Genomic DNA, 19,562 nt, shown 5'->3' with positions numbered 1-19,562 from the left:
GCCGGAGCGGCGCGGGGCCGGGTCGATGCCTGCTGCGTGCAGGATCTCCCAGACCGTTGAGGCCGCGATGAGGTTCCCGGGTCGGGCCAGTTCGCTCTGGATGCGGCGGTGGCCCCAGCGGGGATTTTCATCGGCCAGGCGCAGCACGATACTCTTGAGTGCGGCCGCCGTCGGCGGCCGTCCGGTGCGGGAGCTGCGGGCGGAGTAGTCCCACTTCCTGGCGGTCGCGGTGCCAGGCCAGCAAAGTGCCGGGGGTGACGGGGAAGACGGCGGCCCAGCGGGCATGCGGTATCAGCGAGCTGAGGGCGGCGAGCCAGAATCGGTCGGCCGGCTCATAGCGCACCCTGCCCTTCACATGCCTGCGCAGGATGGCATTCTCGTGCCGCAGCACCAGCAGTTCGGCATCCTTGGCGGTGTCTCGACGCAGTAGGATCGCGGGGACGGACAACAGTGCGCGGGCGGTGCGGTAGAGCAGGGACACGATCATCAGGGCAGCATTACAAGTCCCCACCGACGACCCTGGAGGCGGGTGCTGACCAGCAGCGATTTTACGAGCCCCACAGGACCAGTGTCACCAGGAGCCGGTCGGCGAAGACAAATTCGTACTTCGGCCCGGCCCCCGCCTCCCGCCGACGGTCGCCCTCACGTCGCCCATGACGCCCGGACTCACAGCGCGCCACCCAGCGCGGGGCGAGTTCCGCGACCAACTCGCCCAGATGTTGGCGCGAGACCGCAGAAAGCAGGATGAGACATTGCCGCGCGGGCCTGTTTGATTTTCACACGCCCGACGACTCGCGAAGCCGTCTCTATGTCCCCACACTCACCGCCGAGATCAATCGCAGGTCGGCCCCATAGGGTCGGAGGCATGACGACACCGCATACCAGCAGCGCCTTCGACTTGCTCCGCCTCGACGCCGTGCCCGACAAGGAGACGCTGCGTCGGGCCTACGAACTCCCCGGCGACGCGGCCGTTCGCAAGCAGATGACCGAACTCACCGAACAGACCCAGCGGTTGATCGGCTGTTGATCACTGGTCCTGGTCGCTAGCGCAGACGCCGAGGGCAACTGTGACGTCTCCCCGCGCGGTGGCCCCGCTGGGTTCGTCGCCGTCCTGGACGCACGGACGGTGGCGATACCGGACGCGACCGGCAACAAGCGCCTGGACACCCTGCAAAACGTCATCGAAACCGGACGGGCCGGGCTGCTGTTCGTCATCCCGGGGCGCACCACAACGCTCAGGGTGAACGGCCGGGCCTGCGTCTCCACCCGCCCTGACCTGCTGGCGCAGCTGACCGCAGTGGGCAAGCCGCCGGCCAGTGCGCTGGTGCTGGGGATCGAGGAGGTCTACCCGCACTGCCCCAAGTCGCTCCTGCGCAGTGGGGCCTGGAAGCCGGAGCAGTGGCTGCCGGTGGACACCCAGCCGACCTCGGCCGAGGCGACGCTGGCCCAGCTGCGGATGCCGGAGCTGACGATCGCTGACATCGAGCAGGCAGAAGCGGATTCGCTGAAGTACCGGTACGAGTAGCGAGCCAACCAGCGATTGCTGAACCACCAGCCAGCCGAACCCCCAGACCAGCACGCCCCGAGGCCAATCGCGGGTCAGCCCGTTAGCCGAAGTCGAAGCTCTGGAGCCGGTGGAACTCCGGCGCATGGTCCTGGCCGCCGTCGGACGGGGTCATGTCCCCGCCGGCGGGGACAGTCCGCTGCGGTGAGTGGTGAACCGCAGGTGCTCCGTCTTGCGGTTCGCCAGGGGGCATCGCTATGTCCTTTCCGCGATCCGGCACCACCTTGCGAACAGAGTCAACGCGCAACGCTGACGACGGGGTAGAGGGCGGGGCCTAAATCGGCCAGGCCCTGGGCACAAGGATCCATGCGTGTTCGGGGGCGGTGTGGGTCGTTGATGGGGCCTGAAGATCAAAGGGTTGACCTGGTGTCACTAACGGCCTGGGGGTCCTAAGCTAAGGACTGGCCTGCCCGATCCGGCCGTGGGAGACCTCCTCGAAGCGCTGTCTACCGGCTGACCGACCGGGCCGCAACACCGTACGCAGAGAAGAGAGAAGGGTGTCCCGCAAAGGCCCGGTGAGGTCCCCGGGCCGAGGGGTTCAGGCGTGATCCACGAGCTGGGACTGGGACAAACCTTTCTCACGCGCGCAGTGGGCGCAGCAGAAGAACTGTCCATCGGCTTGCATGCCGTGGCCGAGGATGCGGCACTGGCAGTTGACACAGGTCGGGGCGATCTTCTGGGCGGCGCACTCGATGCTGTCGAAGACGTGGACCGCCCCTCCCGCGGCACGTACTTCGAACGCCAGCTCGTAGTCGTTGTGGCAGACCTCGCACACGGCCATGGTGATCATTCCTTGCTGCCGGAATCGATGAGCTGGGGCGCTTGTACGTTCGCTCGCCCGCGAACGCGCGGCGCCCTGAACGTTAGCGAAAGGGCGCACCGATCCTCTGGCGGCGCGTGGACTGCGACCCGACCGTTCTGCCGGAATCACTCGCGTAGCGTCCTCGCGCCCACGTTCGGGGCCCGATGGATCTCGGTTAAAGAATCGGAGTATCCTAATCGAGGCTTGTGGAGAGCCCGGTGCCCGGAGACGGGCACGCCCCGCACCGGGGGATGTGGGGCCCGGAACTGGACGTACGCCTCCAGCTCGACCTGAGCTGGAGGCGTACGCGGGCAACACGGCGCTGTCCAACATCAAGGTGACGATGCTCTGCCATCAGGACCACGGCACCGTGATGAAGGGCGAGCCGGTGAACTCCCCGAAGGTCACCGCGGTGGATCGTCCGCCGTCGCCGGTTCACTGGGCAGGACCGTGGACTCGAGGACGGGGTGCCACGGCAGCGTGTCCGGCTCGGCCTCCGCGTTCAGTTCGCGGCTCGCCAGGTGCAGCGTCTCCAGGAGCAGCGTTGCCGCGGCCCCGCCCTTCCGCCACAGCGGGTACCGGCGCACGACCTGGTAGAGGCTGGCGACGACGACTTGTCCCCGCCCGCGCGCAGCAGCCGCTGCGTCATCCGCAACGCCCCGGGCAGCACCGCCTGCACCACCACCTGCGCCACCACCTGCGCTGCCACCTGCGCCCGCGCCCTCTCGCCGGCCGCGCGCTCCAGGAGCACCCGCATCCACCGGTCACTGTGGACGCGTCCTCGTGCCCGGTCCCGGCGCTCCAGCTCGGCCGGGAGCTCCGCCAGGCCGTGCGCCCGCTAGTCCTCGGAGAGCACCCCGCCCTCGCGCAGGCAGCGCAGCCAAGTTCTTGATCCGCGACCGGGACTCCAAGTTCACCAAGGCCTTCGACGCCGTGATGGCCGAGGCCGGGCTGGAGGTCATCCTCAGCGGTATCCGGATGCCGAGGATGAATTCGATCATGGAGCGATAGATACAAACCTGTCGACGTGAGCTGCTGGACCGCACCCTCATATGGGACCAACGGCACCTACTCCACGCCCTGCGCGAGTTCGAGTCGTTTTACAACGGCCATCGCCCCCACCGGGCTCTGGGGCAAGCCGCTCCGCTCCGCCCGCTGCCCACATCGACCCCCGAACCAGGGCAGATCAAGCACTTGGAGATCGGCCGACGAGATCGACTCGGCGGAACCCTTCGCGAGTATCAACATGCCGCCTGATCAGGGCGGATGATTAATCGGCATCCGCAGAGCTCCGGCTGGCCGGTCCTGGCGTCCTGCGAGCCGTCGAAGTCGACTCAGCACTGGGCGAAGGAGTGATCTCTAGGGCCTGTCCGGCGGATCTTGTGACTGCCTCCGGGATCCATATGATTACCACATGATCGAAGGAAGGCTCGTACGACTACGTGCGCCGCGCGCCGCGGATCTCGACGCCCATCTGCGCTGGCGCAACGACCCGGAGGTAGTGCACTGGGCTACGGGAGGTGACCCGCATTTCGGGCCTATCACCCGGGAGTCCATGGAACGCTTCCACGACGCCCGACTCCGTCAGGCCCCGCGTAGTGAGGCCACGTTCACTGTGTAGGAACTGGCCAACGGCTGCCCGATCGGCATAGCTGATTACCGGGACATCGACCCGTTCGCCGGGCGGGCGACGGTCGGGATCGTCATCGGCGAACGTAACCGCTGGGGCGGCGGCTATGGGTCCGAGGCGCTGCGGTTGCTGCTGGGACACCTGTTCGGGGCATGTCGGCTTCGGCGGGTCGAGCTGGACACCTGGAGCGGCAACGAACGCGCCATCCGCGCCTTCCGCAGGGCCGGGCTCGTCGAGGAGGGACGCCGGCGTGCCAGTGTGCGGGTGGGCGGAGAGTGGTACGACAGCGTGATGTTTGGCTGCTCCGCGAGGAGTGGACGGCGCGTCGTGACGCGCCACAGCCCTTGGTCGGCGGCGTCGCACACTAGTGCTGTGACCGCATAGGTTCGCCGGGGTGGTGGTCCTAACTGACGACGGTCTGCCGCTGCTCGTCCAGTACGGGTAGGCCCTGACTGAACCGTCGTACCGCATCGATGATCTGGGTGCCATCCGCATCCAGTTTCGCCGGGAACAGGACCAGTGGACCGCCCCAGCGGCGTTCCACGCGGGCCGCCGCCGTACGGGGCCTGACCCAGAACAGCACGACGTCGAAGAGCGGCAGTTCGATGCCCTCTCGCGCGATCGGCACCAGCCCCTGCCACCCCGCCCGGCGCACCTCGCGAATCTCGCGGATCTCGTTCCAGCCCACCGTCCGCGCCCCGGTGACGGTAATACCGTCGTCGTCGATCCGCACCAGACACCCACGGCGGCGCCAGCGCAGGTGGCGGACAACCACCGCGACCAGCAGCATTACGACGAAGGCGCCGCCCACCTCAGCGAGCGTCCGGTGGAGGCGGCCGAGCAGCAGCACCCACCACGTCGGCACCCCCAGCAGAACGAAAAACCTCCGCAGCCCGCCGACGCGTATCTCCAACGGCCCCGTATCCGGACCGCCCTTCCCCTGACCAGCCATGCCGACCTCCCCTTGTCAGGCCGAGGATAGAAGGGGCACGCAGCTTCGGCCGACCCGGACGGTGGCGCCCGTCTACAACCCGGCGAACCTAATTCCTTGTTAACGGCGCTGCGAGGAGCACTGAGCGTTGCGGCGCCGTTCGAATGCTGGACCGTGACGTCTAAACGTTGCCTGGCGACAGACGCCTCGCATCAGAGCGGCGGACGGTCTGGCGTATCTCGGGGTGGCGGTCGCGTGGGCGTCGGGCGGATGCCTTCGGTGAACACAGCGTTGATGCCTCCGCATAGAGCGGCGACGCTCGGTGCCTTCGCGGCCGTCACCACGTCAACACTCCTCGCTTGATCACTCGTTGGCGTTGGTGGTGCGAGCCCACCGCATGGTGACCTGACGGGCGTCATGACGATTCCGGTGACGTCGGGGGAGGGTCTCTGCGAGATACGGCATTCGTGTAGATCTCGCACACGTCACGCGGTTAACGTGTCTCGCCCGACTCTTCGTGCGACGTGGTTGCCGGTCAGGGTTCAGAGGAGCTGATGTGGACGACCACCAGCGCGTCCCTTTGTCCCCGGCAGTTCTGCCCCTGTTTCCCAAGCCCGTGCGGCCTTGGTGGAAGCGGCCCGTGGTGGCGGTCACGGTGGTTCTTTCGGCAGCGTCGTTCTTCATAGGGGGCGCGATAGCGACCTCCGGCGATAGTTCGAACGCTCCGCCGGAACCTCCTCAGCGACGGACTCAGAACGACCGGCCTGCGCCCCAATCGCAGAATGACCGTCCTGCTGGGGTATCCGCCGGGCAGAAGTTTCAGATCCTGTCCAAGTTCTGCAATCAGCAAGCTGGCGGTCCGTACAACGTGTCGGAGTCTGCGTACATGGAGTGCAAGAACAGCTTCTACGTGACGGACTACGGGCAGGTCCTGCCGAAGTAGACGCGACGGTCGGCCGGCTCAACCAGTCGTGCGTGCGTGTGGTGACGGGTGCCCAGGCAGAAATTGACGGCATGTCAGTCCGCTGATGTCCGTACGCTCCTGTCATGACGGATGGCGATATGCCGGAGGACACGGGGGTCCGCCCCTTCGCAGTGCCGATCACCGACCAATTTGCCCATGAAGCAGGCGAGACGCTCCTGGGCTATCGGGAGATGGTGGAAGGCGGCCTGTCGAACGTAGGACTACCTTCTGTCAATTCGCCGCTCAGGGCTGCGATGGCCACGATGGATGCCACTCCGGACCCAACAGGTACGGCGCGAGGGGCGTTGCACGGGATGCTGCTCGAAATCGCGGGTATGTTGTGGGACACCGCCCTCGACCATGTCCGGGCGCTGGAGCACGACATAGTCCGCAAGCCTGCCGCGGTTTGGTCCCCATTGGTCATGGCGCGTGCCGTGATGGAGAGCTGTCTCCTCTTCGGCTACCTCTTTGAGCCGTCGAACTCTTGTCCCCTGCGGCTGGTCAGGTGTGCGGGGCTTTGGCGGAAGGATACGGACCACAGCAGGAGCCTCGCCAAGGTCTTGGGCGAGGAGGGACGGGCCTGAGCTGGACGCTTACGTCACAAAGGCGTTGGACGAGTGCAACATCGTTGCACGACGGAGTGCCAGCGGAAAGATCACCGGGTACGTCACGGAGCGGGCGAGGAACAGCCTGCCTGACTGAATACCGATGCCATACGGCCTTCTGTCGGGAGCGGCGCACAGCCCGGCCTTGGATGACGGACCGCGCACGGCGCCTGGGGGAGGAGAGGCTGGGCGGCCTCGTTGGTGAGGCGGCCACGGTGAGTGTGCCGCCCTTTCCGTCGGACCATGTCCCGGCGGCCCGTTCCGCGCTCAGTCGCGGTGGCTCGTACTCGATCCCGGCGTACAGGCCGATACCGGCGAGCGTGCTGGCGGTGAGGACAGCGAGCGTCCCGTACAACGCCACCCGCCCGAGCATCGCGCCACCGGAGAGCCGCAGGCGTTCCAGCAACTGCAGCTTGCGGGCGACCAGCGCCGTAGCGACGAGCGCCGCCGTCACCGCGAGCCACCCGCCGAGGCACGCCAGGAGACCGGCCTCTGCGAGCACCGTCGCTGCCAGAGACGGCAGGGCAGTTCCGGCGGCCGCCAGCGCCGGGACCCACCACCACACCGCGTGTCCCGAGAGCCTGCGGCCGAGCCGGGCCGGCCACGACCAGGAGCGGCATCACCGCGCCGACCGACAGCAGGGCGCCGAGGACAGCTCCAGCCGCCGCCACGAATGGCGCCACCACGATCAGGATGAAGACCCCCAGCGAGTTGCAGGGAAGGCTCGGGCTCTCGTCCCCCGTCGGCCGAGCGCCGCGCCGAGGAGCGCGGCGCGGAACACCCGTGTCGATCGCGACACCACACGGGACCGCTTCGAGGAGTGGTGCGTCAAGGTGGGGCGGATCGCCCGGCCGGCCACCACCACGGCGAACGTCGTCGAAGCCGGTACAGCCCGGACAGCCTGCTCGCCTATCTCTCCCGCATCGTCACCTGGTACCCGGCGGGCGAGCGGCCGGACGGCTCCCTCGTCCGGCAGTTGATCGAGGACTACCGCCTGGAGGAGTACATCCCGGCCGGCGGAGAGCGGGACCAGGTCGCGGGCCTCACCCTCTTCTACCTGGTCCAGGTACTCAACAAGATCGACGAGGGCGCGCGGATCGGCCGCCGGGATGCAGCCCTTCTGGCCGTCGCTTACGGCAGGCTGTCCCGCGGTATCGAGGTCGCTGACCTGCTCGTGAGGAACCTCCGCGTGGCTGACGACGGCGTGTGGGCCTACACCGCGAAGTCCAGGACTCGCCGCGACGGTGAGGGCAGGTGGCGGTTCATCCGCGACCGAGCCGACCTGCAGATCGTACGGCGCGTACGGGCCTGGCTCGGCGACCTGCGCGAGCTCGACGCCGACAACCCGGTCCTTCCGCTCTTCCGGGCCCTGTCGACGACGGGCAACCTGAAGGGGCGCGGCAACGCCACGGTGCGCGGCCTGCATCTCTCCGGCAGGGCGATCAATGAGATCGTGAAGAAGCGCGCGGCCGCCGCCGGGGTACCTACATCAATGGCCTGGCTCTGTCGATGACGAAGAGCAGCGTTTCTCGGGCAGCTTGGGAGGCGCGAACGCTTGGCGGCGGGCCTGGATGTCGATGAGATGGACGGCACCCTGCGGCGTCGGCCGAAGCCGTCCGCCGTCGGCATCGGGGCGGGTCACAGACAAAGACGCTGGCTACGGGGTCGGGTGGCGCGGTGGCCTGGCTCCGTTGCCGACAGGCAGACCTCGGTCAGAGGCGCCTCCCGTACTCGGGTTCTGGCTCAATTTCTGTGGTCGATCACCCTCCGTGTGCCCCGTCTCAGTCAGCATGACGTGCGCTGGTCCAGGCCCCAAAACGTGTGGCAGGGGCGGGAGCAACCGGCCAACATGGCGATGTGATCCAGATTCGTACTGCTTCTTCAGATGATGTTGACTTGCTGGCCTCCCTCAACCAGATCGTTCATGACCTGCATAATCGGCACCGTCCCGACCTGTTCCTTGATTCCCCAGAGCCAGGTGCCGTCGAAGGCTTCTTCCGCACTCAGATAGCCGATCCGTCAGTTACTGCCCTCCTCGCCGATGGGGCGGAAGGTGAAGCCCTCGGATACGCCCTTGCCCGCGTCAAGAATCGGCCTGGCAGTGCTCTGGAGCACCCAGACGTCATCGTGTCTCTGGATCAAATCGCCGTAGTCCCCGATGCTGCCCGCAGTGGTGTCGGCGCGGCACTGCTCGAAGCCGTACGTGAAGTGGGACGCGCGGCAGGCTGCCGGCGCCTCGTCACGGACGTCTGGTACTTCAACGAGGGCGCTCGTGCGTTCTACCAAGCTGCAGGCTTCAGCCCAATGAACGTGCGCCTGGATCAGCAGCTTTGACTTCGAAGCTTGCCCGGCCTGTCCCAGGACCGGGCAATAGTGGCTGTTTCACGAGTCCCGGTTCCGGCTCCAACCACTGCGAAGCCGCACTGTCCGTCACGACAACAGGACTCTCTTCCGAAGAAGGCGGAAGCCGGCGCGGCCGTACATTTGGCGCTTGATCATTTTGATGCGGTTGACATGGCCTTCGACGATTCCCGAGTTCCAGGGCAGGGTGAGGCCCGCGATGACAGCGTCGAGATCACGTTCGAGGCCGTTGACGAAGGTGTGCATGCTGGGCAAGTCGTCGGCGCGGACCGCCGTGATCCATTTGAGGAGTCGGTCGCCCTGGAGCTGGGTGAGCATCTGCGCGAAGTCACGGACGTGCCTGGTCAGAGCGTCCAGTTCAGGGCAGTGCACCAGGACGGAATTGAGTTTGAGCCGGTCATTCTCCTGAAGAGCATCGGGGTGGGTCAGGATCCACTTGGTGACTGTCCGAGGAGTTGGTGGGCGAGCGTCCGGCGGTGTGGATCCGCGGAAGGGGCGGAGGTAAGCGCGCACGGTTCCGTATCCGCCGGCGTATCCGTGAACCTTGATTTCCTCCCAGAGGGTCCACGCGTTCGTGCAGCCCTCGGCCCATCGTTCGTGCAGGTAGGGCTTGAAGTCGTCGAGCTTCGTGGGCCGGTTTTGCCATTGACCTTGAAAGAGGTCTTCCGGGGCTGCAGCGTCGGCGAGGCGTTTGACCGTCCGGTGGGTCATGTGGAGCTGGCGGCCGATGGCTCGCCTGCTATGGCCCTTGGCCAGCAGCGCGTGGACGATTGCGTGTTTCTCGCGGGTTCGGTCTGCGAACCGATGCCCTGTTGGCCACGGTGATGTGGTCGATCCCTCGGCCGCCTCGGGAACCTTGGCGGGCTCCTGACTCGGCAGGGTGAACGGCGCCCGCAGGCAAGCCCGGTGCCGCGATACGCATCGCTCGGTGGCCTCGCCGAGGTTGTGCCAGAGGTGAAAGCGGTCGGCGACCTGCAGAGCCGTCGGCGCCCCTTCTCGGGCGCCTTCGGCAAAGAACGGGGCACGGTCGCGGCAGATCACTTCGATCCCCGGACGTTCGCTGAGCCAGGCTGCGAGCGTCGTCGACTCGCGGTCAGGCAACAGGTCCACTGGTCGGCCGGTCTCGACGTCGACCAGTACCGTCCCGTAGACCCGACCCTTGCGCATCGCGTATTCGTCGACGCCAACTACCCACGGGGTCCGTGGCTGTGGCTCTGGAAGGGCGTCGACCAGCCGCAGCACGGTGTCGCGGCTGACCGAGATCCCGAAGACATCTGCGATGCGGGCGCCAGCTCGGCCTGCGAGCGCGAGGCCGACCTCGGCCAGTGCCGACCGCAGCCGTTCGGTCCACCGGCTGTATCGGCGGGTCAGCCCCGGGATCTGTTCGGCGAACGTCCGCCGTTGGCACGAAGCGGCCGTGCAGGCGAACCGCCGGACCTGCAGAGATAGCACCACGCGGCGTCCCGCACTGGGCAGATCGGCAGGGAACCGCAGGTAGGAGCCGTGCACTCGGTTCGACCAGGCTCCACAGCCCGGACACAGAGCGCCGACTGCCCGACATCTGATCCCAATTCGGATCACCTCGCCGTCTTCTTCCGCCGACACCACCGCAACCTCCGGAGCCGACAGGAAGAGCAAGTCTTCCAGACGGAGCATGACCTCGTTCACGGCTCAGAACTGTCAGCCAAGTCGTGGTCGTAGACGGCTGTTTTCGGGCTATCTCCGCAGAGCCAACACCAAGATCAATAGTCACGCAGAGTGTGCGCTCCACAGAAATTGATCCAGAACCCGAACTCGTCGATATCGAGGTGCGGGCTCGGCAAGCTCCTCCCAAAGCCGTCGAGAAGTGACTTCACGAGTGGTCGATAAAGCCAAATGGCCTGAAGGTGATGAGCCACTCCCTGCGGGCTGGCCCGAACACCGACATGAAGCGCGCCAAGGTGCCCCTTGCCGACCGGCGCGAGGCGGGCGACTGGGGCGAAAAATCTCCGCTGCCCGACTCCCGCTACAGCCGGCCGGACGACACCGTCGACGCCATCGAGACCGATGCAATGGACGTCGTTCCGCTCTTCGGCAGGTTCAAGGAGGACACTGCCGAGCCGTAAAGATACAGGTCAAGGCAGGGTGTATGCGTAGGTGCATACACCCGTGCATACTGGCGGCATGGCTGACACCAGCGTACGAATCACCACGGACACGAGGGACCGCCTCGCGGCTCTCGCCAAGGCCCGCGGCATGAGTCTCGCCGCCTACCTCGACGACCTCTCCCACCAGGAGGAGCACCAGGCGCTGCTCGGTCGAGCGACCGCGTCGTTCGACGCCGCGCTCGGTCGTCCGGGTTTCGTCGACGCCTTCGACAAGGCGTTCGGCGGCCTCCCCGACGCGCCCGCCAGTAGCCGGGCGGCCTGATCTTGGAACTGCTCATCGACGTCCGGTGGCTCCTCGACCGGCAAGAGCGCGTGCTCGGTAAACACCTGCAGGTCCGCGACTACTCAGGGCTGGTCGCGGCCGTCGCCCGGCATCACGTCAACACGCCCCACCTGGACATGGCCGACCCCGATGCCTACTGGCGGGCCGCGGCCCTGCTCGACACGATCGTGCTGCAGCGGCCGCTGCCCGCCCGGAACGAGCTGTACGGGTACGCGGTCGCCGTGGCGTACATCGAGGCCTCCGGCGAGACCGCCAATGCGGGTCAAGCCCAGTGGGTTCAAATGATCGAGGACATCAAGGCCTTGCGGCTCGACACCTTCGACATCGCCGATCGTCTGAGGTCCTGGCGCGTTCCCTGACCATCTGCCTCCCTTTCTTCAACAGCGGCCACGGGGCAAGATCTCTGAGCATGAGACTTCTCGTGATGGGTGGTACCTGGTTCCTGGGCAAGCACATTGCCGAAGCCGCCCTTGCCAGAGGGTGGGACGTGGCAACCTTCAACCGGGGCCGCTCCGGAAAGGACGTGCCTGGGGTCAAGCCTGTTCACGGGGACCGAACCGTCATCGAAGACGTGCGAAGGCTCGCAGCGCACGGCCCACGGGATGCGGTCATCGACACATCGAGTTCCGATCTGCCGCCCCGCGACGTCCTGCTGGCAGCCTCGACGCTGAAGGACTGCGCTGCCCGCTGGATGGCCTCGGCATCCGCCGGGCTCTGCCGAAAGGCAGAGTTCCAGATGGGTCCTGAGGTCCACGCCCGCGCGCCCGTCGCGATCAATCGCCGTCGGCGCGGCCGCGGCCGCCCTGCCCGCCCGACGGGCCGCCGCACTCAGCCCGCTCGAAGCGGTCGCGGAGGTGTAGGGAGGCGACCGGGTGCCCGGATCGGCGGCAGCATCACGGCCTGTCAGATACGCAGCCGCGTCCAGCGAGACGGACAGCGGCCGACTGACCGTGCCCGGATCGACACCGTCGGCTTCTGCCCGTTCCGCCGTCCTGGCCATCGTCAAGAACCCCACCAGCCGCATCCGGGTCGGCCAGCGCAAGGAAGGCGTCATCACGAGGACGTCCAGCCGGGTGCCGAACTCGGTGAGTAGGGCGGTGGTGTCGACGATCTGGGTGAGCAGGGTGTCGGGTACGTGCACCACGTCCCAGAACCCCGGGTCGGCTACCGGGTCAGGCTCCGCCGCCCACAGGGCTTCGCCGACGGGCTCCTCTCGGAGAAGGGCGCTCACCGTGGATTGTCAGTGGGGGACGGTAAGGTACCTCCGCTCGCAGAGGGTGCTGTTGTCCGCGCGCGTTCGCCGCATGTGAAGTCGCGACGCCGGTCCTTGAGCGCGTTCGCGTACCACGGCCGGGTGGCGGTCACCCGCGCACCCGGCCTGATCACCTCAGCGGCGATAAGGCGTACTCATCCCGTCGTAACCGCCGGTACCTGCGCAGGCGCCGGATCAAGCACACCATCCCCGAACCGAGGAGCCAGCGGGCCAACAGACAGCACCGTGGCAGCCAGGGCGGTCGGCCCACCGGCTTCGACAAGACGCTCTACAAGCGCAGGAATGAAGTCGAGCGAACGATCAACGCCCTCAAGAGCTTCCGTGCCCGTAGCCACCCGATTCGATAAGAGGGCATACATCTTCCACGGCACCGTGACCGTCGCAGCCATTCGCCTCTGGCTGCGCTTATGACCCGCCGAACAGCCCTTAGGCGCGTGCGGTCAGCTCAGCCGGGCATCGGCGTACACGGTCATCGCATCGCGCTGGTAGACGGCCAGACCGTCGGCGATCTTGTCGAAGTTGGCCCGCATCTGCGGGTCGTCGACATAGGTCTGGCCCACTCCCTTGTACGCGGCCGCGTTCGGGGTCCAGAACCGGCAGATGCCCTGGTAGTTGGCGTCCACCTCGGCCTGTACCGCCGGGTCGGAGACCGGCGTGCCGGCCACCATGAACTCCGCCATACGGATCATCTGCGCCGTCACCTCACGCTGCCAGCGCTCCGTGTCCTCGGAGGTCATCGCCTCGACGGCCTGCCGGGACTGCTCCCACGCCTGCGGCCACCGCTCCCGTACCTCGGCCTCGGCCTCGGAGGGGGGCTGGAACCCCTCGAACAGGTTCTCCGGCTTGTTGATCTTCGTCATGTGACCCTTGTCCTTACCTTCTTCCAGTTCGGCGATGGTGCGGCCGACCGTACGGGCCAGCGTCTCCAGCCGGTCCCGTTCCGCGAGCAGCCGTTGGTGGTGCTCGCGGAGCACGGCCACCTGGTCGAGCTGGCTGTCCAGGACCGCCTGGATCTCGCGCAGCCCCAGGTCCAGCTCCCGCATCAGCAGGATCTGCTGCAACCGCAGCAGATCGGCCTCCTCGTAGTAGCGGTGCCCGTTGCTCCCGATCCATGCGGGCGGCAGCAGGCCGATCTCGTCGTAATGCCGCAGCGTCCGCGATGTCACCTTGGACATCCGCGCCACCTCCGCGATCGACCAGGCCATGCCGGTGCCTCCCTCGCCGGGCCGGTCTCTCCGGCCACACACATGACCGTAGAAGTTGCCGCAACGGAAAGCGCAAGCCCGAAACCCTATTGGACAGGCACCAATGCCTGACCCATCGGACACGCCCTAGCCACAGGTGAGGCATACGCCCGACCCGCGCATCACCAGGAGGGAACCAAGCCCCGACGGACAGGATGAGCTACACGTGGTCCATCCGGACACCGGCAAGTCCAGGCAGGGGAGTCCTGGCCACAGGCGGGGTGGCAGGATCTTGCCGACAGTTCTGCACGAGGAGGCAACGTGGACGACCGATCGCAGCATGACCACTCCGGTTGGGAGGCAGTCGTGCTCGCGGCTCGGGAGCGTGCCCGCTCACGGCAGGCACTCATGGTCGAGCGTTTCGGCCTGTCCGGAGACGTGCAATACGACTGGTCGATGGACGACGCGCAGATCACGTGGTCGCGCGACGGCAAGGTTTTCCTCACAGGACGACTCACAGTGATCGGCAGCGTCAGCGTTGCCCAGCAGACCTGGCTGTGGTCCTGGGCGAACGAGTCACTCCCGCACGCCGCCCTGGGTGACATGGAAAGGGTGCGGCAGTTCGGCGAGGAGAACGACTACCCCGTCCTTCCTTGGCCAGGCTTCAAGTACGACCCCGAACTCGTCGCTGAGGCACGGATGGTCGCGGCCGCCGTGGTCGACGCCGAGGGACTGTGGGCGGAGTCGACGGACGACGTGCAACTCCACTTCATGATCCATGACCTGGCGCTCGCTGCCGAGCGACAGTGACGGTTGCACGGATTCCCAGGCTGCTGGTGCTGGCCGCCGGACGTTAAACGGCAAGTTCAGGACCTGTTCCTCCACCCGGTGCTCGATCTCCACGCGCTTTGCCGAGTTGAGGAACGCATGCAGCTCGTCGGCGACCGAGGCCCCCACACCCAGCCCATGACGCGGTGTGCGGGCCGCTAGGGCATGGCGCAACCGATCGGACCGCACGGGTGGAACGGCAGGCCGGCGCCGTGACATCCCGGACCAAGAGCCTCACCGTGCAGGTCTCCTTCGACGACGGCGCCACATGGCAGGACGCCCCGGTCACCTCGGACGGCACCGCGAGCCACCGTGTCACCATCACCCCGTCTGCAGGCTCCGGCTCCTTCGTCTCCCTGAAGGCCACGGCACGCATCATCGACGGCGGCACCGTGGAACAAACCATCCTGCACGCCTACCGTCTGGCCCCCTGACCGCGGCGAACCGCTATCAAGCTCGTGGAGTCTGCCCAGGTCCGCTGGCGCGCGGTCAACGCACCCCACCTCGTCGCCCTCGTCCGAGCAGGCGCCAGCTTCGAGCGCGGCCAGCTCGTCGAGCGTCACGACGAAGAGTCAGGAGGTGACGCTGAAGTCCCGTAGTTGACTGTCGTCACTCGATCCAACGGGCAGCGGCCTCGTAGATAGTGGCTGGGGTGCTGTTGAACGCGATGGCCGCATCGGGTGCGTGCCGCCGAACCAGGTTGATTACTTGCTCGAGAAGTTCAACTTGATCGTCTGAGTGCCGCAGGCCGCCGCCGACGGTGACGCACTCCCACGGATGGGCTCGCAGCGCATTCCCGACGACCACTTCCACGTTGTCACTTCCATCAAGGCCGATTAGGCAGGTCTCGACGCCCACGCCATGTTCGGCGAACTTGGTCAGTCCCGCCTCGATCGCCTTGGCTACCGGCTCGGGATCCCACGGCCCGGGCACCCGATACGGATCAAGCCCAATGACGAGGACGCGGGGTGAAGCAGTGGTGTCCATGTCTGGACGATACGGGTCTCACGCCCCGCGAATCAGGAGGTGATGCTCAAGTCGCGTGACACGCCGATCCACAGGTCTTGACTATTCCTCACTGCGCGGTTCGCGCCATCGAAGGTGGGCAGGGTTGTCCCACTAACCTGGCGGCGCATGATGACACCGTGGCCTGGGGGGATGCATGGACGTGTTGTCTTTAGAGACCGTCTCAACTGGCTTGATCGCTAGAGTGATCGTCGTGATGGCGATGGTAGAGCGTCTGGTGCCGGACGGATTGTGGGAGTTGTTCCAACGGGTGGTTCCAGCCGCTCCGGTACGGCCTCAGGGTGGGGGTCGCCGCAGGTATGGGGACCGGCAGGTGCTGGCGGCCATCGTGTTCGTGGCCACGACAGGCTGTACGTGGAGACAGCTGCCTACGGGCTCGGCCCATCCAGGCCGACTGCACACCGGCGGTTCACCGAGTGGAGCCGGGCCAGGGTGTGGGGCAAGCTTCACCGCCTGGTGCTGGACGAACTCGGTGTCCGAGGGGAGTTGGACTGGTCCCGATGCGCGATTGACTCGGTGAACATGCGGGCGACGAAAGGGGGGATCTGACGGGTCCGAATCCCGTAGATCGCGGCAAGAAGGGCTCAAAGATCCACTTAATCACCGAGCGGACTGGTCTGCCTCTCTCCATCGGGATCTCTGCGGCAAATACTCATGACAGCCAGGGGCTGGAACCCCTGGTACGGGGTATCCCGCCGATCCGCTCTCGACGCGGCCCGCGACGGCGACGGCCTGACAGGCTCCACGCCGACAAGGGCTATGACTACGACCATCTGCGCCGATGGCTCCGGGCCCGGAACATCATCCCGCGCATCGCCCGCAAGGGCATCGAGCCCTCTCATCGGCTGGGCCGCCATCGGTGGACCGTGGAGCGGACAGTTGCGTGGCTGGCCGGGTGCCGTCGCCTGCACTGTCGGTACGAACGCAAGGCAGAACACTCCCTCGCCTTCGCCGGAATCGCCGCCACCTTGATCTGCTATCGCAGGCTTGCGAAGGCCGTCAACTCGACGTGATCCGTAGAGTACGGCCCTCATACGACGCCGGCCCAACGCGAGGGGCCGCGCCCAGCACACATCATCGAGGAACTCATGACTGACTACCTGGCCGCTGCCATGGCGATGCTCGGCCCGGCCCAGAACCGCCATGCGGACCCGGCTGCCTGGGACCGTCTCCACGCAGAGCTCGGCATACAACTGCCTCGCGATTACCGGGTTCTTGTGGACGCGTTCGCCCCCATTCAGATCAACGGGCACCTGTATCTCTCCCACCCCGCGACCGAGCGATGGAACCTGGGCCAAGACATCCGGGGCAAGATCCAGGCGTGGTCCGAGGTGTCGTGGGACGACCTCGACCTCGACGCGGATGAAGACCCCCGCCAGCTCTTCGGACTCGACGAGCTGAGCTTTGGCACCCGCAACGGGCTGTGGCCGATCGCGAGCACCGACCGAGGAGAGACCATCTTCCTGCTCGCTGGCACCAATGCCCCAAGGCTCCTGGTGAACTATGACGAGACCTGGGCAGAGCACCGCATGAGCTTCGCAGAATGGCTCTACCGCTACCTCATCGGCGAGGACATGACCGGACCCAACAGCGCAGCCTTTTACCCCGGCCCCGTGCAGTTGCGGCGCCTGCCGATGTCCGCCGACGAACGCCCCGAGCCTTGGTACGGCCCAGACCGCGGCATGTGAGAGGCCACCGCTCCACTCGCCACGGCAGCCCTAATGAGATCACCTCTTCATCGGCAACCCGTCGGCGAGAATCCGCGACGTGCTGTGGGATGAGGTACAGCAGTATGCGAGCCAGGGCCGGGCCCTGCTCGCCCAATACGACGAACAACGAGCAGGGCTTCACCTTCCGGAGCCACGACCACAACTGGCACCCCGTCGATCACGAGGGCCTGACGCTGATCCGCCGCCCGAACGCTGCGGCGGCACCACGGAGCGAGAGCCCGAAGCCGGGCTGGAGCAAGGCCTCCAAGCGACGCCGCTTCGGGAGGGCATGAATGCCGGTAATGCGCTGGTTGGTTGATTTGCCGGAATATGTAAAAGTACTCCAGGAACGGCCTACGCCCGCGCTAAAGCGGCAGGTCGCGGAGCCTGCTCCCCGCGCCCGCGGGTATGGTCCCGCGCGGCGCGTCGCTTCGACGAAGGCCGTCGGCTGCTCCCCGCACCCGCGGGGATGGTCCCTGCAGGAGGGTGCCCCGCACCCGTGGGGATGGTCCCTACGCACAGACTGAGGCAGCTACCTCTGTCCTCTGCTTCCGCCCGTCGCTCACCCATCACCTCCGCGCCTGCCAAGGCGGCACCGATGTCTTCGTGGGAGCGGCCACCTGCGCCGCACTCACCCTCGGTGGTGGCGCCTGGCTCGCGGGTCTGCTGTAGCGGTGCTGAGGCGTGATCCAGATTTTTCGTCGTTCGGCGGTCTGAGGATGCCGAGAACGTGTCACCGGCTCCGTCCCAGGGAACATCAGCGGCACCACCGGCCGCACTAGGAAGAAGGAGAAGCCAGCATGGCGATTCAGCGGATGGACAACGTCGGCATCGTCGTCGAGGACATGGATGCCGCCATCGCGTTCTTCGTGGAACTCGGTATGGAGCTGGAGGGCAGGGCGGAGATCGAGGGCCTCTTCGCCGACCAGTGCACCGGACTCGATGGCGTCCGCTGTGACATCGCGATGGTCCGGACCCCGGACGGTCACAGCCGGCTCGAGCTGGCGAAGTACCGCAGCCCTGCGGTGATCAGCGCCGGGCCGCGCAACCGGCCGCACAACATTCTGGGCACCCACCGCGTCATGTTCGCCGTCGACGACATCGAGGACACCGTTGCCCGCCTGCGCCCTCACGGCGCCGAACTCGTCGGCGAGATCGCCCGGTTCGAGGACAGCCATCTGCTCTGCTACCTCCGCGGCCCGGAGGGCATCATCGTGGGACTGGCCGAGCAACTGCGCTGAGAAGGAGGAACCGAACCATGCAGCCGAACGAGATCATCGAGGTTCTGAACCGCCCGATCAGCCAGGAGCTGCCTGCCCGTGACGTGACCCGCCTGGCCTACGTCGCCAAGGACCCAACGCCGCGAACGAGCTCGCATCCGCAGCGAGAAGGGCCTTCGCTGGGGCGGCCGACCGTTGGCAGCGGTCTGAGGATTCCCGCTACGACGGTCTACGCGGCCCTTTCCTCGGGATACAGCCGAGTGATTTTCTTTCCCGCTTCGGTCTCGACCAGGGTCAACGCGCCAATCCAGTTCCCGTCTTCGGGATACTCCCAGGTGGCCGCATCTTCGAGTATCGCCAGAAGCTGATCCCGAGGCACCAGTTCGCCAGGCTGAAAGCCATTCTCCCCAGAGGGGGAGGTCCACGGCGCGAGTCGGCGGTCCTGAATCCACCCACGATCGATGAGAGCGAGCAAGATTCCCGCCAGCTCGTTGACCGGTCGGGACTGGTCGGCTTCGTCGAGATCACCCCAGATACCAGGCAGGATGTCACTCTCATAGGAATTGACCATGAAGGCTTCTTCAGACTTGGTCAGTATGTCCCGCTCTTACTTGCTCACGCACAAATCGTCGCAGAGCGGGGCGCGACAGGCGGCACTGTCACGTTGACTGACCGGGTGGGATGATCTTCGGGTTGGTCATGCTGGGAGGGGTCGTCCGTGGACAGCGCGCCGCCGTCGTACAAGGGGCACCGGTATCCGGTGGAGATCATCGCGCACTGCGTGTGGCTGTACTTCCGTTTCCCGCTGTCGTTCCGCGAGGTCGAGGAGCTGATGCTTGAGCGCGGCGTGCTCGTCTCCCACGAGACGGTCCGCCGCTGGTGTACGAAGTTCGGACAGGCCTACGCTAACGGCCTGCGCCGCCGGCGTGTGCAGCCGGGTGACAAGTGGCTCTACCTTCTTGCCCGGGTTGGTCCTCCCGTTCGTAGGGTGAGGGCACCCAGGGGAGCTGGGTGTGGCTGACAAGTGGCTGCCGT

The 19,562-nt window shown here is 66.5% G+C and carries 20 protein-coding genes and 7 pseudogenes; 19 read left to right on the top strand and 8 right to left on the bottom strand.

Translation table 11 applies throughout. The features are described from left to right. Positions 1-487 (bottom strand): annotated as a pseudogene (locus ACFU8Q_RS25150) (integrase); the annotation flags it as partial. Positions 488-865: 378 nt separating this feature from the next. Here ACFU8Q_RS25150 and ACFU8Q_RS25145 point away from each other — a divergent pair. Continuing rightward, positions 866-1,525, top strand: a pseudogene (locus ACFU8Q_RS25145) (MSMEG_1061 family FMN-dependent PPOX-type flavoprotein). A gap of 577 nt (positions 1,526-2,102) precedes the next feature. Here the strand turns inward: ACFU8Q_RS25145 and ACFU8Q_RS25140 are convergent. Both ACFU8Q_RS25140 and ACFU8Q_RS25135 read right to left on the bottom strand, forming a co-directional pair. Then, positions 2,103-2,345, bottom strand: a complete 243-nt coding sequence (locus ACFU8Q_RS25140) for a hypothetical protein (protein WP_266752715.1) — start codon at positions 2,343-2,345, stop codon at positions 2,103-2,105. Between the two features lie 425 nt (positions 2,346-2,770). Continuing rightward, on the bottom strand, positions 2,771-2,953 hold the full coding sequence (locus tag ACFU8Q_RS25135; protein ID WP_384457657.1) for a hypothetical protein: 183 nt from the start codon (positions 2,951-2,953) through the stop codon (positions 2,771-2,773). A 280-nt stretch (positions 2,954-3,233) separates the two neighbouring features. Between ACFU8Q_RS25135 and ACFU8Q_RS25130 the strand changes: the two are divergent. From ACFU8Q_RS25130 to ACFU8Q_RS25120, 3 genes and pseudogenes are all read left to right on the top strand, one after another. Beyond that, positions 3,234-3,623: pseudogene (locus tag ACFU8Q_RS25130) on the top strand (integrase core domain-containing protein); the annotation flags it as partial. Positions 3,624-3,780: 157 nt separating this feature from the next. Then, positions 3,781-3,987: a GNAT family N-acetyltransferase gene (locus ACFU8Q_RS25125; protein WP_384457655.1), complete on the top strand. Its 207-nt coding sequence runs from the start codon at positions 3,781-3,783 to the stop codon at positions 3,985-3,987. A gap of 3 nt (positions 3,988-3,990) precedes the next feature. Further along, positions 3,991-4,380, top strand: a complete 390-nt coding sequence (locus ACFU8Q_RS25120; protein ID WP_384457660.1) for a GNAT family N-acetyltransferase — start codon at positions 3,991-3,993, stop codon at positions 4,378-4,380. A gap of 19 nt (positions 4,381-4,399) precedes the next feature. Here the strand turns inward: ACFU8Q_RS25120 and ACFU8Q_RS25115 are convergent, their stop codons facing one another. Then, positions 4,400-4,948 (bottom strand): PH domain-containing protein, encoded by a 549-nt coding sequence (locus ACFU8Q_RS25115; protein WP_384457653.1) that lies wholly within the window; start codon positions 4,946-4,948, stop codon positions 4,400-4,402. 1,026 nt (positions 4,949-5,974) lie between these two features. Between ACFU8Q_RS25115 and ACFU8Q_RS25110 the strand changes: the two genes are divergently transcribed. The 3 genes from ACFU8Q_RS25110 (at position 5,975) to ACFU8Q_RS25100 (ending at position 8,830) form a co-directional block, all read left to right on the top strand. Beyond that, entirely contained in the window at positions 5,975-6,475 is a 501-nt protein-coding gene (locus tag ACFU8Q_RS25110; RefSeq protein ID WP_384457651.1) for a hypothetical protein, read from the top strand. An 844-nt stretch (positions 6,476-7,319) separates the two neighbouring features. Beyond that, a complete protein-coding gene (locus ACFU8Q_RS25105) occupies positions 7,320-8,009 on the top strand; it encodes a hypothetical protein (protein WP_384457649.1) in 690 nt (229 codons plus the stop codon). A gap of 344 nt (positions 8,010-8,353) precedes the next feature. Continuing rightward, positions 8,354-8,830 carry a GNAT family N-acetyltransferase gene (locus ACFU8Q_RS25100; protein WP_384457647.1) on the top strand — a complete coding sequence of 159 codons (477 nt, stop codon included), beginning with the start codon at positions 8,354-8,356 and terminating at the stop codon, positions 8,828-8,830. A 96-nt stretch (positions 8,831-8,926) separates the two neighbouring features. Here the strand turns inward: ACFU8Q_RS25100 and ACFU8Q_RS25095 are convergent, their stop codons facing one another. Then, positions 8,927-10,525: an ISL3 family transposase gene (locus ACFU8Q_RS25095; protein ID WP_384457645.1), complete on the bottom strand. Its 1,599-nt coding sequence runs from the start codon at positions 10,523-10,525 to the stop codon at positions 8,927-8,929. A gap of 221 nt (positions 10,526-10,746) precedes the next feature. Between ACFU8Q_RS25095 and ACFU8Q_RS25090 the strand changes: the two genes are divergently transcribed. From ACFU8Q_RS25090 to ACFU8Q_RS25070, 5 genes and pseudogenes are all read left to right on the top strand, one after another. After that, positions 10,747-10,962, top strand: a complete 216-nt coding sequence (locus tag ACFU8Q_RS25090) for a hypothetical protein (protein WP_384457643.1) — start codon at positions 10,747-10,749, stop codon at positions 10,960-10,962. Positions 10,963-11,020: 58 nt separating this feature from the next. Then, positions 11,021-11,266, top strand: coding sequence for an antitoxin MazE7 (locus ACFU8Q_RS25085; protein WP_384457641.1), 246 nt, complete (start codon positions 11,021-11,023; stop codon positions 11,264-11,266). A gap of 2 nt (positions 11,267-11,268) precedes the next feature. Further along, positions 11,269-11,646 carry a toxin Doc gene (locus tag ACFU8Q_RS25080; RefSeq protein ID WP_384457639.1) on the top strand — a complete coding sequence of 126 codons (378 nt, stop codon included), beginning with the start codon at positions 11,269-11,271 and terminating at the stop codon, positions 11,644-11,646. Between the two features lie 50 nt (positions 11,647-11,696). Next, a complete protein-coding gene (locus tag ACFU8Q_RS25075; RefSeq protein ID WP_384457637.1) occupies positions 11,697-12,380 on the top strand; it encodes an NAD-dependent epimerase/dehydratase family protein in 684 nt (227 codons plus the stop codon). Positions 12,381-12,610: 230 nt separating this feature from the next. After that, positions 12,611-12,971, top strand: a pseudogene (locus ACFU8Q_RS25070) (transposase); the annotation flags it as partial. Positions 12,972-13,000: 29 nt separating this feature from the next. Here the strand turns inward: ACFU8Q_RS25070 and ACFU8Q_RS25065 are convergent. Further along, entirely contained in the window at positions 13,001-13,765 is a 765-nt protein-coding gene (locus tag ACFU8Q_RS25065; protein WP_384457635.1) for a MerR family transcriptional regulator, read from the bottom strand. Between the two features lie 300 nt (positions 13,766-14,065). On the opposite strand from ACFU8Q_RS25065, the gene ACFU8Q_RS25060 reads away from it, so the two are divergent. Both ACFU8Q_RS25060 and ACFU8Q_RS25055 read left to right on the top strand, forming a co-directional pair. Further along, positions 14,066-14,554, top strand: a complete 489-nt coding sequence (locus ACFU8Q_RS25060) for a DUF6882 domain-containing protein (RefSeq protein WP_384457633.1) — start codon at positions 14,066-14,068, stop codon at positions 14,552-14,554. A gap of 230 nt (positions 14,555-14,784) precedes the next feature. Then, complete coding sequence (locus ACFU8Q_RS25055; protein WP_384457630.1) at positions 14,785-15,006, top strand: hypothetical protein; 222 nt, start codon at positions 14,785-14,787, stop codon at positions 15,004-15,006. A gap of 175 nt (positions 15,007-15,181) precedes the next feature. On the opposite strand, the gene ACFU8Q_RS25050 is transcribed toward ACFU8Q_RS25055, so the two are convergent. Further along, positions 15,182-15,559, bottom strand: coding sequence for a hypothetical protein (locus ACFU8Q_RS25050; protein ID WP_384457628.1), 378 nt, complete (start codon positions 15,557-15,559; stop codon positions 15,182-15,184). 241 nt (positions 15,560-15,800) lie between these two features. Here ACFU8Q_RS25050 and ACFU8Q_RS25045 point away from each other — a divergent pair. From ACFU8Q_RS25045 to ACFU8Q_RS25030, 4 genes and pseudogenes are all read left to right on the top strand, one after another. Then, a pseudogene (locus tag ACFU8Q_RS25045) lies at positions 15,801-16,611 on the top strand (IS5 family transposase). Positions 16,612-16,686: 75 nt separating this feature from the next. Beyond that, complete coding sequence (locus ACFU8Q_RS25040) at positions 16,687-17,286, top strand: SMI1/KNR4 family protein (RefSeq protein WP_384457626.1); 600 nt, start codon at positions 16,687-16,689, stop codon at positions 17,284-17,286. Between the two features lie 43 nt (positions 17,287-17,329). Beyond that, positions 17,330-17,600 (top strand): annotated as a pseudogene (locus tag ACFU8Q_RS25035) (type I-E CRISPR-associated endoribonuclease Cas2); the annotation flags it as partial. Positions 17,601-18,107: 507 nt separating this feature from the next. After that, positions 18,108-18,548 carry a VOC family protein gene (locus ACFU8Q_RS25030; protein ID WP_384457624.1) on the top strand — a complete coding sequence of 147 codons (441 nt, stop codon included), beginning with the start codon at positions 18,108-18,110 and terminating at the stop codon, positions 18,546-18,548. A 208-nt stretch (positions 18,549-18,756) separates the two neighbouring features. Here the strand turns inward: ACFU8Q_RS25030 and ACFU8Q_RS25025 are convergent, their stop codons facing one another. After that, a complete protein-coding gene (locus tag ACFU8Q_RS25025) occupies positions 18,757-19,098 on the bottom strand; it encodes a hypothetical protein (RefSeq protein ID WP_384457622.1) in 342 nt (113 codons plus the stop codon). A 147-nt stretch (positions 19,099-19,245) separates the two neighbouring features. On the opposite strand from ACFU8Q_RS25025, the pseudogene ACFU8Q_RS25020 reads away from it, so the two are divergent. After that, a pseudogene (locus ACFU8Q_RS25020) lies at positions 19,246-19,476 on the top strand (IS6 family transposase); the annotation flags it as partial. Between the last annotated feature and the right edge of the window lie 86 nt (positions 19,477-19,562).

This window comes from Streptomyces sp. NPDC057543 (assembly GCF_042801895.1).
Lineage (GTDB): Bacteria > Actinomycetota > Actinomycetes > Streptomycetales > Streptomycetaceae > Streptomyces.
This window is presented reverse-complemented; position numbering and strand designations above follow the sequence as displayed.

Excerpts from the sequence above, each read along its gene's own strand:
- ACFU8Q_RS25140 (WP_266752715.1), bottom strand. The coding sequence starts at position 2,345 with ATGGCCGTGTGCGAGGTCTGCCACAACGACTACGAGCTGGCGTTCGAA.
- ACFU8Q_RS25030 (WP_384457624.1), top strand. The coding sequence starts at position 18,108 with ATGGCGATTCAGCGGATGGACAACGTCGGCATCGTCGTCGAGGACATG.
- ACFU8Q_RS25090 (WP_384457643.1), top strand. The coding sequence starts at position 10,747 with ATGAGCCACTCCCTGCGGGCTGGCCCGAACACCGACATGAAGCGCGCC.
- ACFU8Q_RS25125 (WP_384457655.1), top strand. The coding sequence starts at position 3,781 with ATGATCGAAGGAAGGCTCGTACGACTACGTGCGCCGCGCGCCGCGGAT.
- ACFU8Q_RS25110 (WP_384457651.1), top strand. The coding sequence starts at position 5,975 with ATGACGGATGGCGATATGCCGGAGGACACGGGGGTCCGCCCCTTCGCA.
- ACFU8Q_RS25050 (WP_384457628.1), bottom strand. The coding sequence starts at position 15,559 with ATGGACACCACTGCTTCACCCCGCGTCCTCGTCATTGGGCTTGATCCG.
- ACFU8Q_RS25075 (WP_384457637.1), top strand. The coding sequence starts at position 11,697 with ATGAGACTTCTCGTGATGGGTGGTACCTGGTTCCTGGGCAAGCACATT.
- ACFU8Q_RS25040 (WP_384457626.1), top strand. The coding sequence starts at position 16,687 with ATGACTGACTACCTGGCCGCTGCCATGGCGATGCTCGGCCCGGCCCAG.
- ACFU8Q_RS25085 (WP_384457641.1), top strand. The coding sequence starts at position 11,021 with ATGGCTGACACCAGCGTACGAATCACCACGGACACGAGGGACCGCCTC.
- ACFU8Q_RS25025 (WP_384457622.1), bottom strand. The coding sequence starts at position 19,098 with ATGGTCAATTCCTATGAGAGTGACATCCTGCCTGGTATCTGGGGTGAT.
- ACFU8Q_RS25065 (WP_384457635.1), bottom strand. The coding sequence starts at position 13,765 with ATGGCCTGGTCGATCGCGGAGGTGGCGCGGATGTCCAAGGTGACATCG.
- ACFU8Q_RS25115 (WP_384457653.1), bottom strand. The coding sequence starts at position 4,948 with ATGGCTGGTCAGGGGAAGGGCGGTCCGGATACGGGGCCGTTGGAGATA.